This window comes from Clostridium thermarum, assembly GCF_006351925.1.
Taxonomy (GTDB): domain Bacteria; phylum Bacillota; class Clostridia; order Clostridiales; family Clostridiaceae; genus Clostridium_AU; species Clostridium_AU thermarum.
In genome coordinates this window covers 656,827-673,155 of record NZ_CP040924.1, presented here as the reverse complement: position 1 = coordinate 673,155, position 16,329 = coordinate 656,827, and the positions used below count along the sequence as shown (strand labels likewise).

Below are 16,329 nucleotides of genomic sequence, written 5' to 3'. Positions count from 1 at the left end.
AAAAAGCTACCAGCCTATATGTCGGTAGCTTTTTCTTCATATGTTTGTGAAATGTCTATTTTATTTTAAAACCTTTTGAACTGTTTCAGCAGGCAATACTCCTGCCCCGCCAATAACATTAACTTCCTTTACCCTGGATCCTATTGTCTTGATATAAGCATTTTGAGCATTTGTATCATTACTGTTAACCAGAATGATGGGAGCCTTCTTACTTCCTGCTAAAGCGGAGCTACAGATTGCATCCGGATAGTTAGCTCCTGTTGCAAGATAGATAACAGAGAAGTCAAAACCTGCGGCAAACTTATTTAGAATTGCTAAGTTTGTAGCATATCTGTCATTTCCGCCTATTCTTTCAGCTCCTGCAATACTCTTCATAACGGTGTCTGCAATTACTCCGTTACCCCCAATCACATATACCTTGCTGTTGTTGTCTTTTATGTATTTTGCAACCTCAGCAGAAATTGAGTTCTTAGTTGTTAGAAGTATTGGACTGCCAGTGGCTGCTGCATAGGAAGAAATTGAGAGTGCATCCGCAAAGTTTGTGCCGGTGGCTAAGAATACTTGACTCTTATTTGTCATCTTCTTAGCTATTGTCAAAGCTGTCTCATATCTGTCATTTCCGCCTATTCTCTCTACTTTGATACCCATTGCAGATACAGCATTTACTACTCCGGAAGAAATTGCTCCAGTGGCGCCAATTACATATACCTTCTTGGTCTTAAGTCTTATTAACTCTGCTTTTACTCTAGCATCAAGAGCCTTAGGTGCAGTCAGAAGTATCGGTGCATTTAACTGTTTTGCAAATGGTGCTGCGGTCAGCGCATCTGCATATTCATCTCCTCTTGCCAGCACTACATATTCAGAAGTTTTCCAGCCAGCCTGAGAAACCTTAATAGAAGTTTCATATCTGTCTGCACCGCCTAATCTTACTATAGTTGGCTCTACCGGTACCATAGTTAAAGCCTTGTCTGATACGATATAATCACTGTTATGTGTAATATGGAACTGTACATAACCTTCTGAATCTGCTGTTAATTCACTGGCTACAGGTTCTATTGCTTTACTTACCTCATTAAAGTAATAGATATTTATATTGTTCTTATTTCTGCTTGCTAACCATGCATTATCGAGTTTAAGTTTTATCTTTGCTCTTCCGGGCAATTGTCCGTTATTTGCAAAGGATATTACCAATACATTTTCATTGTTGATTTTTTCTCCTATTAAGGCTTTATTCTCACTTGTTGTTGAATTTAAAGTTGCAATTCTTACTGTCATGTCTATATCCTTTGTAGTTTCTGTGATGTCCTTACCTGTAAAGGTCCATTCAACTACATCTCCTTTGAATATAAGGGTTTTATTCGTCCCCTTTATAGCATCAAATATCTCCTTTGCTACTGTCTTGTTATTAGCTACATCTATGGTTACACTTCCACTGCTTGCTACGTTGTTTATTACTGAAATAACAACTGCAGTGTCCGTATTAGTAACACTTGCCCTATCCGGCAGCGGTACATTTTCATCTCTGGTTTCATCTGTGTTATCACTCGTATCTATTACAGATAGGGTGAGCTTTACTTTTCCATCATAACCGTCAACTTGTCCCTCAAATATAAATACTCCGGATTTGGTTGTGTCTACAGTATTTGGTGTCCATACGATGTCCACAGCTCTTGTACTATTATCTGACATTGTTGCAATTACTGCTCTTGGTAAGGTGAAATTGCCACCTTTCTCTATAGAAGCTGTTATATCTGAAATACTTACAATGGTGGGCTGTGCGCCTCCTACCTCTCCCGGTGCCGGTGGGCCATCTGACGGATATTTAGCAAAGTAGATATCATCAAAGTAATATGTGCCTGCGTTCCACTGAGCAAGAGCTATTGATACAATGTTACGAGTATCAATTCCGCTGCTTTTAACAGCATTCAATGGTGCATAAACCTTGGTCCAGGTATTCTTGGTAGAGCCTGTATCAGTCCACTGACTTGCTATTTTTCCATCCTTGTCTTTGAAAACTAAAAGAACAGTATTTGATCCCTGAGTGTCTTTTACATATAAGGACACATAACCATAATCTGTGATGTCAAAAACTTCTGATCCCTTTGGTGTTACAATTACACTGCTCTTAGTAGTGCCCGGATTGCCGGTCTGTGTAGTTACAAGTTTTGCAACCCTTGTTCCCGTCAATGCTGCATCTGAAGCTATTTCAGCTGTAGCTCCTATGCCTGCCTCTAAAGTCTCAACATTTTCAAAGTCTTGATACCATATTGAGGCTCCTGCAGGTGTAACCTGAGGTGTAGGGTCATTAATATAAGTTGAGAAGTATAGCTTATTAAAATAATACTTTCCTTCTGCAGGTACTTTTATGTTCACTTTATTAACAGCAGCAGTATCTAAATGGTCTATATTTGCTCCTGTTGCTACGCTTAGCTTTGTCCATTGTCCTTTAACCGTCTTAGCTGTAGCTTCTGCTTCCCAAGATACTCCCTTGTTATCTGTGAATATAACTGATATGGTGTTCTCTCCATTCATATCTTTAACATAGAAGTTAAAGTAATCGTAATTAGCTAAGTTAGTTGCCGCCAATTCTCCACCCTGTGGCAGAACTGTAATACTTGTCGCCTTAGAAGCAGTAACTTCAGTTGCTTGAACTGCGCCATTTTCACCATCTAAAGCTACTGATTTAATAGCTGCCCCATCTCCTGCGGTAACACCGCTGTTTGAACTTAAGCTATTATACCAGGTAGATTTTCCTGAAGCCTTTACTGTAGCAGGATCACTGACCTTTGTATACCTGTTATACTTTTCTGCAAAAATACTAGTCAGTGGTTCCTTTGGAGTTACCCTATCCATATGGATAAGTCCCATGGTCTGGGTCTTGGTTATTTCTGTATACCAATTGAAGGCACACCACCAAGCACCACCGCTTATAAAACCATCAGGATTTTCTGTGCCATCCTCCTTGGTATTTGCAAGCTTAGTAAATGCATTAAAGGTTGTATTAAAAATTTCATATTGCTTAGTAATTGTAGTATCACCGTCAGAAGACCAATATCCATATTCCGTAGCCAGTATTGGCTTATTAGGGAACTTGTTGTGCATTTGAGTTAGAACATCTATGGTACCGTTATAAGCATTAACTCCTGTAAATACTCCTTGGTACATTGTCATACCTATTATATCAGCTGCCCTGTGGGAATCATCGGTTGCATCTCCGCCGGAAGCAGACTGACCAACTAATCTTGTTCCATCAATTAAGCTAGCTGCATTCTTTAAATCAGTTATATAGTTTACTCTTGAAAGTTGCCCGCCGGATTCATTTGTAGTTCCGTTAAACCATACTGATGGCCTGTTATAGGAAGCATAAATCATTTCCATATACATTTGTCTTGCTAAACCACGGTTAGTCTGCGTTTCGAAGGCCTCTCCGCTGAACCAGTAGGCCGGTATTTCCTGCCAAACCGCCAAACCTAATCTGTCTGTGTATAAATAAGCAGTTTTATTAGCCGGGAAGTGACCTGTTCTAACAAAATTAGCCTTTAAAGTGTTCTTTATTATTTCAAAGTCTTTGAATTGCTCTTCATTATTCATTGCTGGGCCTTTGGTGGGATGGTCTTCTGTTCTACCTACACCGGCAAGGTAAGGTGCAAGTTCACCGTTAAGAAGAAGCTTATCTCCGTCAGTGCCAAGTGTTCTTACCCCGAATTGAGTATAATAAGTATCTAATACATTACCATCAACCTTTGCAGTAACCTTTAATACATAAAGATTTGGTGTTGAAGGTGTCCATAACTTTACATCCTCTATCTTTGCATCTAATGTATCTACAGCTATATCTGACAAGGTAACATTTCGACTTTCAACTACATTTGCGGCAGCCCCCAATAAGTCTTCTGCATATTCACTGGTTTTGTTTTCAGCAGTAACTTCAGCTTCATAAACTTCATAGGAAAGCTCAACATTTTTTGCAGTATTGGCCCTATTGTTAAGCACTGTTTTAACTTCAATTGATCCATCTGTATCAAGAGGTTTAATATCGCTTCTCACTATATGAATATTATCAGAAGCTTCAAGGTAGCAAGGCCTAATCATACCGGTATAGTTCAACCAGTCAGAGGTTACATAGGGGAGTATTTCTCCATTGGAGAAGGACTTATCCCAAGCTGAGTTGTCCACTCTTACTGCTATAACATTTTCTGACCCATATTTTATAACATCTGTCACATCGAAGGCAAAGGGTGTATAGCCTCCCTGATGTCCGCCCATATATTGTCCATTAACCCAAACATCAGCAAAATAGTTTACACCTAGGAAGTTTAATGTTAAGGTTTTGCCTTCTAAAGCCTCATCTACTGTAAAGGTTCTTCTATACCAAACACCGCCTTGGTATTCCTCAAAGCCAGCCTTTGTTTCAGCCTTATCAGCATAAAGGTCATTTTCCGGTGCAGGAAGTACCTTAGAAGTCCAAGAGGAGTCATCAAAGTCTACAGTATATCTTTCTTCTGCTTCAGCTTCAATAGCAGCTATTCCCGCTGCATCTCTTGTAGCTATAGACTTTTGTGGATCCAAGATCACTCTTTCCTTCTTCCATTCTCCACCCAAGTGAATATTTACTCTGGACTTTTGTTTTTCAAAGGAGCTCATAGGAATGCCATTTTGATATGGCACTGTGGTTCCATCTATATATTTAAGCTTTAAGCTTGTATGTCCATGATTAGGAGGGTTATCGTTTTCATTTTGAGCAAAATATACATCATCAAAATAATAAACGTTGTTCCAGTCCCAATACATTCCTAGTCTTATTTCACTTATCTTGGTAAAGTCGATATCTTTGTTATAGTCAAGTGGAATGACCATCTTAACCCATTCATTTTTAACAGTCTTCTGTGGATCTGATGAAAAATCCCATGACTTATTATTAATATCTGTGATAGTTATATGAACATCATTGCTTCCGCTTGTATCTTTTACATAAAAGATCATATATTTATAATTGGATACATCCATATATCTCTCATAGTCATACTTTTTGTCCTCATCCTTAGGATCAAGCGAAGGAGCCAAATACATTGGGGTAATAATTACACTGTTTTTGCTGTTATCCCAGTTACCCCCCTGATTATCTGACATAGTAAGCTTAACGGAATTAAAACCATAAGCTGTTGCTGTATCCACCCTCTCCAGTGAGGTAGTTACTGTGCTTGCGGGAGCAAAACCATCGCCATATTCAAAGTTTTGGAACCATTGTGGAGCAAGCTCTGGTATTTCCGGGTTAACTTGAGGCTTTTCAAAGTATATATCATCAAAATAATAGGTTCCCCGATTATACTCACCTAATCTTATCTTTATTATCTTTGTAAGATCTACACCGGTAAAACTAGCCAAAGATACCTTCAGCTTAACCCATTCACCTTTTACACCCTTATCTACCCATAAGCCTTTTTCAGCTCCATCCTCAGATGTCAATGTTACTTCGACGCCATTATTTCCTTCCATATCTTTAACATAGAATACAAGGTTTGCATATTCACTGGCATCCATGGATGATCCAACAGCGGGTACCACATCTATGTAGTTCCCTTCTACATTGGGCCAACCAGCATTACCGGTTACCTCCATTTTTAAACTTTTAGTTCCTTCTTCACTGGCATTTTCTGCTGTATCAACAGTTACAGTTACACCACTGCCTCCGGTAAATCCTGTGCCTGTTTCAAAATCGTTATATACTAAAGTGTTTGTTTCCGCCTGTACCTTTATGGGTACCTGGACTAAGGTCAGTGACATTAAAAACATTATAAGTTGAAATAATGAAGTCACCCTAAGAAACTTGTTGCCTATTCTAGGTTTATTCATTTACTTTGCCTCCTTGAATTATAATATTGATGTAGCAGCTATCCTTCAACTACCACCTCAACACAAGTTACTACTTGTAGGTATTCCTGTATACACTAGGCGTAATCCCAACAACTTTTTTAAAGGCCCTATGGAAGTAAGTTATATTTGCAAAGCCACATTTTTCCGCTATGACAGCTACACTGTGGGAGGTTTGAGTTAGTAAGGCTTTAGCACATTCTATGCGCTTCTCGTTAATATATTCTATTACTGTTTTCCCTGTGTGCTGTTTAAAGATTTTAGTAATATAAGAAGCAGTAAATCCAATCTCATCTGCAACAGACTCAACAGATAAATTAATATCTCCATATCGCTGGTCAATTATCTCCATAACATTCTTAGCAATATTTTCATACTTTGAAGAACTGCTGGTCTTATAGCTTTCTGCTATGCCCTCAAAGATCTGGAAAACAACTTGATTGAATGTATTTATGCTTTCAACACTGGACATTTCAGTAGTTAAAGCCTCCAATTTTTCAACCCAATTATTACTTTCAGCTAGCCTTATGTTTTTTATTCCCTGGCTGACCTCCCAGAATAAAAAGGTGGAATAAATTTCAAAAGTGGAGTAGTTACACTTTTCAAGTTCATTAATAACTTCCATGTATAACTCTTTTGCCTTTTCAACCTTACCGGTTGTAAGTGCTGAAACTATTTCTTTACCTTTGTGTTCGGGATATGAATATTTCACTTTAGTTCTATTTTCAATTTCTTCATAAGTAACGATGGCTCCACCATCATGAAAGAATTCATTTCTTGCCCCTTCCTTTAAATACTCAAAGGATTTTTGAAGGTTTTTATAGGGAATTATTTTATTGCTTATACTAATAGAAAGAACAGCTTTAAAGTAATTGTATATAAGTTTCTGAATCTCCTGAATGTCCTTATCAATTATATCTTTGTAATTCTCATCGTCTATGTCTCCATTTATTATGAACAGTAACTCGTCTTCAGAAACATATATAAACTCTGTTTTATATCTTCCTTGTAATATTTCCTTAGCAATATTGGTGACAGCAAACTTAATGAGATTAAAGTCCTTTACGTCTTCTGATGAAACATGTTTTGTGTCTATTCTAACAAGAATCAGAACATAGGGTAAGATTACAGATAGGCCTATGCTATACTCCTCAAAACCTTTTTTAATAAAGGTCTCCTGCAACTCCTTGCTATGATAAATAAAGTTTGATAAGAACTTTCTTTTATTTTCCTCTAGAATATCCATCTGTTGAATCTCATACTCTGACAGTTTCTTTAAAAGGTCCTCTACAGGGTCATACAACTTTCTTGACAGGAAGATAGCAGCACCTATACCTACAAGAACTATAAATCCACAGAGAAGTAAAACCTTTACAAGTACTCCGGATATACTCTTGCTGGCAACCTTGAATGGTGTTACAGATATCAGGTTCCAATCTAATTCCGGCATTTTTATATACGTAATTAAACATTTCTCTCCATTCACTTCTTCTATTACATATCCACTGTTAATGGAATTGGAAGCAATATCCCTAATATATTTCTCTTTGAGAATGCTTAAAGGCTCTTCATCTCCATCACTTATTATGACTCTTCCGCTTCCGTCTGTTATTATATTCTTTGTACTGCCCAATTGCTTCATTTGATTCGTAACCCTTTTAAGCCATTGGTTGCTTAGATTTATTATGATAACACTATTAGGTCCTACGGCTACTTTATCATAGAAAAGAAAACTATAACCTATGGTTTCTTCGCCGGTTTTTAAATCTGCAATCATTCTTGGAATTGGAGTATGAGTTTCATAGGATCTATGTTTATCGATAATCTCTACAATGCTCTTATCTATAAATTCTTCCTTGTTCTGAATTAAATTAGGTGCATTTTCATCACTTATATAAAATCTTTCGGCATTATATACATATATAGAATCTATATTGCTTACTGCACGTCTATAGTTAGTCATCTGTTCTAGGGCAGGTATAAATTGAGTGGCATCGGGTTCATTATAGCTGCACAAAAGATTTATATATTGATCATATCTTATTTGAATGCTTGTACTTTTTATCATGTTAATGGTAGCTTGAATATCACTGGTTGATTTTTTTAGGTCTTCAATATGAATTTCATATAGCTGCTTAAGCATGTTATTTCTCATATTGAAGAACAACGTTCCTGAAACCGTGATAATAAATATCTCAATTACTGCAATAGTCATTGTCAGCATTTTAAAATACACTCTATCTTTGCGTTTGTACTTAAATGTCATATGTAAACCTCCAAATCCAAAGTTACTTCATAATGCATTATATCACGGATAAGTATTTAGTACCAACTTCAGTATTTTCCACACTTTCTTCAACCATCAAATATGCGAAGCCACCAAGGGAATACATTAAATTATTGCAAAAACCAAATATACAAGCTAAACACTTGTCCAGCTTGTATATTTAGTTCTGATTAATTAACTAGTTTAGTCTCTATCTGGTACTAAAGTATGCTTCTATCTGTTTTTGAACTTCTTCACGATATTTATCTAAGCCAGCATTCTTGGATTGAGTTAATAATGTATTGTATGATTCTTCCACATTTTTTACAAGACCTGCTTGAAGTGGCTTACCATATTGGTTCTTAACTTGATTGATTGCAGCTACTTCGGTCTGAACCGGTGTTTGATCCAATATGAACGCATCTAGAGGATTTGGAGTAGCAAGTTTCTTGTTCTCTTCAATTATTGATTGCCACTTTTCCCATGTTCCAACTTGCTTATAGGATAGAGCATCATTTCTCCAAGCCCATGAGGATGGAGCTCCATGCTTGTCGGAATCTATATTACTAAAGTCTATTTCATTATTGGCTGTCAATTCATAGGAAACATCCTTTATACCATACTGCATTAGATCATAGTATTCTCTGTCTGTCATTAACTTTTCAAGTAATGCTAATGCTCTTTCTGGATGTTCTGATGCTTGTGGTATAGCTGTTAAGTTCTGAGTTGGAGCTGATGCATGAACCTTGTTCATCAATCTGTTGTATTCAAAAATACCAACTTCCCATTCTGGATGCTTCTTTAGTAAAGTTTCAACTGTACCCTTTGCCTTTGCTAATGTAGAGTTGAAGGAAGCTGCAGCTTTACCGTTTTCGAAGGCTGTTACACCATCTTCAGTTAAGGAAAGTGCACTCTTTGACCAGAAACCTTGATCTGCCCAAGACTTCATTTTTTCCATGAAGGGCTTATATTCTGGTGTTTCTATTGTTGCTAACACTTTTGTTGGATCCTTAGGATCGATTACAAGATTTGAAGTACCCTTGTCACCTGTATCAACTATTTCATAAGGAGTTGTGAAAATAAATAGGTTGTCATATGCGTCTGAACCAGCTTCATTTGTAGGCATAATATCCGGTTCATTCTGCTTAATACCTGCAAGGTAAGCTTCTATAGTATCTACTGAGTTAATTTCCGGTAAGTTATGTTTCTTTCTCAAATCTTCTCTGTATATGAAAACACCTTGTACAAATTCCGGATTCTGGTTTGGAACACCATATATTTTTCCATCAACCTTTACTCCATCCCATCTGTCCTCACCTATCTGTTCAAGCAGTTTTGGTGCATATTTAGGTATTAAATCTGTTAAATCGATGAAAGCATCATTCTTTGCATATTGTGCATAAGTTAACCAGTTAGCTGAATAAACCAAGTCCATTGGCTCCCCTGAAGTAAGCATTAGGTTATACTTTGTACCAAAGTCTGTCCATGTTGAGTAAGTAATCTTTACTGAAGCATTTAGATCTCTTTCAGTTAGCTTATTCAATTCTGCAAGTATTAAATCATGGTCCTTAGCTTGGTCTCCCATAAGGTATAAATTTAGTTCAACATGCTCGCTAAGGTCTAATGCACCCTCTTCTGGAGCAGTTGTTTCAGTTGTTGATGGAGAAGGTGTATCTTTAGTTTCTTCTTTCTTACATCCTGCTCCTAATGAAGCTACTACTGCTAAAGAAGCAGCAAGAGCAACCAGCTTTTTCACCTTTTTCATAAATGTACCTCCTAAATTTGCAATTTAAATTTTTTAAACTTTGTTTTTAGTAAGTAAACTTATACATTTTCATCTGAAGATAAGTTAATATTGTTTTCCCTATCTTCTTAATTTTTTATTGAAAGGATTGCATTCCGGACTGCAATCTTATTTCCAGATTAATATTTTATAAATAGTAAGCAATGAATTTTTAGCCTTTAACAGCACCTATAGTTATACCCTGAACAAAATACTTCTGTACAAATGGGTATAGTAATATAATTGGACCAGTTGCTACCACGGCGGTAGCCATTTTCAAAGATTCCTTAGGCAAATCGCTTGTTGAGATCATGCCCCCTACCGGTGAAGCTTTTATAAACTGAGCACTTTGAAGAGTTCTGTATAGCAGATACTGCAGCGGAAATTTAGCCTCAGTCTTTATAAACAGAGATGCCATAAACCAGTCATTCCAGTAACCTAAACCAAGGAAAAGCCCTACGGTGGCTAGTACCGGTTTAGACAATGGCAATATAATCTTCCAATATATATAGAAATCTCCTGCTCCATCAATCTTTGCTGATTCAACCAATGATTCAGGTATAGAATTCATAAAGTTTCTTACCAACAGTATGTTAAAAGAACCAACCATACTTGGGATTATCAATACTAATAAGCTGTCTTTTAAACCTAAATATTTAGTTATTAATATATACCAAGGTATTAAGCCGCCTGAAAACAGTGTTGTAAAATATATAAAGAAGGCTATTTTGTTTCTATTTTTAAAATCTTTTCTTGAAAGAACGAACCCCGCCATGGAAACAATCACTATTCCACCAAAAGCTCCACAGGCTGTAACAAGTATACTAACACCATAAGCCCTTATTATCTGTTCCGGGAACTTAAAAAGTGTCTTATATGCCATTACTGAAAATTCTTTTGGTATAATAGAAAATCCATACTTTACTATTGCCTCATCCGCAGTAAAGGATCCGGATATAACTAATATAAAGGGAATTAAACACAAAACCATGAGGATGGTTATAAATATATATCCTATAATATTAAAGGCCATTACATCAGGCTTCCTTATAACTGATGTCTTTCTCATCTCTTTTCCTCCTTTAGTCTAGAATAAGGCGTAATCCTCGTTAACTTTTTTAATGATAAAGTTTACTGTAAGGATAATTATTAGGCCGAAGACTGATTGATATAAACCTGATGCAGTTCCCATACCCACATCGAAGGTAACCGCCAAGGACCTATACACATAAGTATCTATTATATCAGTAGCATTAAACAAAGCTCCGTTATTTCCTACAAGCTGGAAGAACAAGTCAAATTGTCCACGCATTATTCCACCTAAACTAAACAACAGTAACATTATGAATGTCGGTTTCAAGGATGGTAAGGTTAGATATCTTATCTTCTGGAATACATTACATCCATCTATGTCCGCTGCTTCATACATTTCCCTGTCAATACCCATAACAGCAGCTAAGTATACGACGGTCCCATAACCTAGACCCTTCCAGCTATTAAAGAAAACAAGAATATATTTCCAATAACCTGATTCACCATAAAAATTTATTGGCTCCCGGCCTAAACTTTTTAACAATCCATTTATTGATCCATATTCATAATTCAAAAGGTTATAGGCAAAAAAGCCAACCAAAACCATTGATATAAAATGTGGTAAAAGCATTACAGATTGAGCAAACCTTTTGTAGAGTTTTCCAAGGAGTTCGCTTAATACGATTGCAGTAGTAATTTGAAGAATATTACCTACTAAAATAAATGCGATATTGTATAGTACTGTATTTTTTGTAAGTGTCCAAATTATGGCATCTTTACCACCCTTAAAAAGGAATTCAAAATTCTTCAGCCCAATAAAAGGACTTCCAAATAATCCGCCTTTAAAGTTGTACTTGGTAAAGGCATAGTATATACCAACCATAGGCAGATATGAAAATACTATAAAGAAACATATTGCAGGTAAAATCATAAGATAAAGAGTTTTATTTTGTTTCAATTCTTTTAAGAAGGCTTTCTTTTTCTTCTTATAAGGAGACTGTACCGCTGCAACTGTTTTGGTTTCGTCATTAAGCATAGTTCTCTTTCCTCCTAGCATTCCACTTTTTGTTGGCAAAGCTTATCATGCTTTACCTTCCATTAAATTGTTTTGCATTAACTTGTGTTAGCTAACTTATGTTTACAGAATAGTACAAGCTGTATCTTGTGTAAATTATACATACTGAGAAAACAATGCACATTTCCTAAAAATCCATAGTATACTTTTTCGATTTCATTGAACTTTTTTGATTATGTACACATAAAAAACACCAAACTTACGCTGATTTTTATCTAAAAGAAGGTATAAAAAAAAGCTGCAGAAGCCTTAACTTCCGCAGTTTTTTATTTCTTCCTAGGTTTTATATTCTTTTTTATTGTTTGTTCAATTTCTTACTGCTACTTTTTAATATTAAAATAATCCCTCAACTGCTTTTGGACCTCATCACGATACTTATCAAGGCCGGCTGCTTTAGATTTACTTAATAATGTCATATAGGACTCTTCAACGTCCTTCACGAGTCCCGCTTGAAGGGGTTTTCCATATTGATTCTTTATTTGGTTAACCGCCGCTATTTCGTTTTGTATTGCATCAGTATTGATTACAAACCCTTCTAATATATTGGGAGTGGCTAGTTTGAGATTTTCTTCAACTCTTGGCTCCCATTCTGCCCATCTTCCAACCTGTGGAAGCTCTAAATTAGTGTTTATCCATGCCCAGGCCGCAGGTGCCCCGTGCTCATTCCTATCAATATTTGTATAATCTAATTGGCCATCTTCAGTCAAGTTATAGCTTAGGTCCTTTATACCATATTGTATGAGATAGTAGTACTCTTTATCCGTCATCAGCTTCTCAAGCAGTGCTAAGGCTAATTCGGGATACTTTGATACATTAGGAATAGCCGTTAAATTCTGTGTCGGCGATGCCGAATGGACCTTATTGCTTATTCTGTTATACTCAAACACTCCAATTTCCCATTCCGGCTTCTCTTTTTGCAGTCTTTCAACTACCCCCTTTGCTTTTGGCAGGGTAGAATCAAAAGTAGCTGCTGCCTTTCCGCTTTCAACGGACTGCGTACCATCTTCATTGCTTGAAAGGGAGCTTCTTGACCAAAAGCCTTTATCCGCCCAAGCTTTCATTTTTTCCATAAAGGCTCTGTATTCCGGCGTTTCTATGGTTTCTAAGACCCTTATTGGGTCTTTAGGATCTATTAAAAGGTTGGATGTTCCGGTATCGCCTGCATCTACTATTTCATATGGAGTGGTAAATATAAATAAGTTATCATAGGCCTTTGAGCCCGGATCGTTAGTAGGCATAATAGTTGGTTCGTACTTCTTTATGCCATCAAGATATGCTTCTATTGTATCAACTGAATCTATTTCAGGAAGATTGTGCTTTTTTCTAAGGTCTTCCCTATATAAAAATGCCCCTTGCACAAATTCAGGATTTTGATTCGGTACCGCATATATTTTATTGTCTACTTTTACCCCTTCCCATCTGTCTGCAGTAATTTGTTCATACAGTTTTGGGGCATATTGGTGTATTAAATCGGTAAGATCTCTGAATGCTCCTTTTTTTGCGTAAGTGAAGTAGTTCAACCAGTTTGCTGCATATACAAGATCCATCTTGTCCCCGGCTGAAAGCATGAGATTGTACTTTGTATCAAAATCTATCCATGTGGAATAGGTTATTTTTACTGTGGCATTAAAATCTCTTAGGGTCAATTTATTTAGTTCTTCAAGTATTGCATCATGATCCTTGGCAGGGTCGCCCATTAAATACAAGTTAAGCTCAATCGTATCATCCCCCATATTCTCTGTCTGCTGGCTTTCCGATGGCGTTATATCTGACTTACAGGCTACTAACAGGGCTGTCACCATTATTATTGCTGTAATACTAGAAACAATGCTTTTGAACTTCCTCATAATATCCCCTCAAATATTTTTAAATTTATAACTTCTTTTTCGTTTGACTATAGTATAGTTTAAATCATCTACGCTGTAAATTGGATTAATCGAAACAATATTGCACTTTTCGAAAATCATTATAATTTTAGCAAATTGTAAGTGTACAAATATGAACAGTAGACATTTTAGCTACTGTTCATATTTGTACAGCTTTTATTAATTACCACTATTCATGTTCCAAGTAAAAGTAACCGCAGCGTTGGATGGAAGAGTGTATTCATAGCTGGAGCTTCCATAATTAACCTGAAAACTTTTCTCGCTTCTGCTCCTATTATGGGCAATAAGTGCTATAGAATTATCAGGATTTTTAAAGGCCACTGTCTCAACCTCATCCTGATAATTATCTGAATCAATTCTGTAAGCCCCGGGTTCAACGAATTTGCTGATATGGCCCATGGTGTAATAATCCAGGTTATAAGTTACCTCCTTAGTATCAGTATCTATTTTAACTATTCCACGGCATGTACTATTACTTAATACAGTTGGCCCATTATTTTGATCCAGTGCGATATTCCACCATACTACAGTCTTAGCATAATTTCTTGTAGCGCGGATTACATGCATCATCTGGTCATTAAAAGCATCTTTAAAGGGTGGCACCCATTCTCCACCGGAAGCTTCCGTAAACCATATTTCCTTATCCGGGAACTTGTCATGTACTGCAGTCATGGCATCATGAGTTCCACCATAGCAGTGCCAGGCAGAGCCCGCAACATATTTTGAAGCTTCCTTCAGTACAACCATAGGATAGGCTTTTAGATCCCAGTTGTGATCATAGGCAATAATCTTTGTATTTATGTTGTTCTTCTCAAATTCCGGTCCCAGATAATTATTAATGAAGTTAACCTGCTCGTTGGGATCCATTCTCATGCCTGTATACTCTGTAGGTACATACATAGGCTCATTTTGCGGAGTTATTGCATAAATTGGAATGCCCTCTTCCTCATAAGTCTTAATAAACTTGCTAAAGTATTTTGAGTATACTTCGTAGGCATCAAGCCGCAAGGCTCCTCCAATAAGATTATCAGAAGTTTTCATCCAGCCCGGAGCACTCCAAGGGGATGCCATAACCTTTAACTTTGGGTTTAAGGTAATAGCCTGCTTAACTGCAGGGATTATGTATTCCTTATCATGATTGATAGAGAATTTTTCAAGGTTAAAATCTGTTTCTCCTTTCGGCATATCATCATAGCTATATAACTTATGGGCAAAATCAGAAGCTCCCATAGGCTGACGGAGAAAGGACATATTAATTCCCTTTTCTTTAGTAAACAGCTTCTCCATAAGCTCGTTACGATCTTCTTCAGGGAGCACCTTAAATACCAGCCAAGCGGAAGCATCAGTAAAGGAAGCTCCAAAGCCATCCATCTGCTGATAGGTTATCTCAGGATTTACGGAGATAACCAGTTTCTCAGATGATGTATTTTTCTTGGCCTTGTTAGTACTTTCTGGAATTATGGCAGGTTGTTCCGTTAAAAGATTTTTTTGATCTATAGTGGAAAGCCAAACCTCTACATTACTGCTTATATTCATATTATCACCCTTCTCAGTGTCTATTTTTTGTTCTACTTTACACCCGCTTAGTGTTACGGAAATTATTAAAAACATCAGCGCAGTTAGCATTAATAGAATTTTTCTGCTTCTCATTAACTTACACCTCATCTTACTTATTTTGTATACCTTGATATTAAGCCTGCTATAGTAATATTTTTGTGGAAATTACTGGTTTTTATTTGCTCTCCCCATTTTCTTTTAATCTCTTCAAAAGAATCGTTTGTTGTATCCGCCACTTCTTTTTTGTCTATCCAAAGGAACCAGTTATTACTTGTTCTTGCTTTGCTCCTTTATAAGCCCAAGTTGTCCAGCTTATTCCCAGCTTGTTATATTGCTGCATGGCGTATTCTTCATTTGGTCCGTTATTAAATTCCCCAACGTAGCCTGCAACTACAGGACTGTCTTTATATCGTTCTGCAATTTTAACCCACAAATCCTTCATGAAATTCCTATACCAAAAGGGTATGCGGATACAATTAACTCCCATTTCACTTAGTTCGTCAAAGTCGGTCTCAGTAATCCAGTTGTCTTGATATGTATCATAGAGGTCTAAAATTTCCTCATGGCTAAAACCACGGCTTTTTAAGGCATTAATGCTATCCAGATTTGCCCACTGCCTATCAATACCGTATACGGGACACATCCAAGATTCTTGTATCAACCATCCCCCAAAATTAGTCCCTCTTAAAGCTACAACTTTTCCGTTTTCATTCACTAAACCTGTGCCCTGAACCTTTAGAAAATCTGAACTGACTATACTTCTCATACGCTTTCCCCCTATATTTCCTTCTACTGTTCTGATTAAAATTTTATATATTCTATATAAATCTACAATTATAAATATAGGTATTATATATAG

Annotated in this window: 8 protein-coding genes; all 8 read right to left on the bottom strand. The window is 36.7% G+C overall.

Features of this window, described 5'->3' with window-relative positions; translation table 11 throughout:
• Positions 1 to 60: 60 nt before the first annotated feature.
• Entirely contained in the window at positions 61 to 5,853 is a 5,793-nt protein-coding gene (locus FHY60_RS02885; RefSeq protein WP_139903233.1) for a cell wall-binding repeat-containing protein, read from the bottom strand.
• 70 nt (positions 5,854 to 5,923) lie between these two features.
• Positions 5,924 to 8,137: an AraC family transcriptional regulator gene (locus tag FHY60_RS02880; protein WP_139903230.1), complete on the bottom strand. Its 2,214-nt coding sequence runs from the start codon at positions 8,135 to 8,137 to the stop codon at positions 5,924 to 5,926.
• A gap of 211 nt (positions 8,138 to 8,348) precedes the next feature.
• Complete coding sequence (locus tag FHY60_RS02875; RefSeq protein WP_139903227.1) at positions 8,349 to 9,902, bottom strand: extracellular solute-binding protein; 1,554 nt, start codon at positions 9,900 to 9,902, stop codon at positions 8,349 to 8,351.
• A 190-nt stretch (positions 9,903 to 10,092) separates the two neighbouring features.
• On the bottom strand, positions 10,093 to 10,989 hold the full coding sequence (locus FHY60_RS02870) for a carbohydrate ABC transporter permease (RefSeq protein ID WP_139903223.1): 897 nt from the start codon (positions 10,987 to 10,989) through the stop codon (positions 10,093 to 10,095).
• A gap of 18 nt (positions 10,990 to 11,007) precedes the next feature.
• Complete coding sequence (locus FHY60_RS02865; RefSeq protein WP_139903220.1) at positions 11,008 to 11,988, bottom strand: ABC transporter permease; 981 nt, start codon at positions 11,986 to 11,988, stop codon at positions 11,008 to 11,010.
• Positions 11,989 to 12,347: 359 nt separating this feature from the next.
• Positions 12,348 to 13,874 carry an ABC transporter substrate-binding protein gene (locus FHY60_RS02860; RefSeq protein ID WP_139903218.1) on the bottom strand — a complete coding sequence of 509 codons (1,527 nt, stop codon included), beginning with the start codon at positions 13,872 to 13,874 and terminating at the stop codon, positions 12,348 to 12,350.
• A 198-nt stretch (positions 13,875 to 14,072) separates the two neighbouring features.
• Positions 14,073 to 15,563, bottom strand: coding sequence for a glycoside hydrolase family 30 protein (locus tag FHY60_RS02855; protein ID WP_139903215.1), 1,491 nt, complete (start codon positions 15,561 to 15,563; stop codon positions 14,073 to 14,075).
• Between the two features lie 154 nt (positions 15,564 to 15,717).
• Positions 15,718 to 16,236 (bottom strand): glycoside hydrolase family 5 protein, encoded by a 519-nt coding sequence (locus tag FHY60_RS02850; RefSeq protein ID WP_139903212.1) that lies wholly within the window; start codon positions 16,234 to 16,236, stop codon positions 15,718 to 15,720.
• Between the last annotated feature and the right edge of the window lie 93 nt (positions 16,237 to 16,329).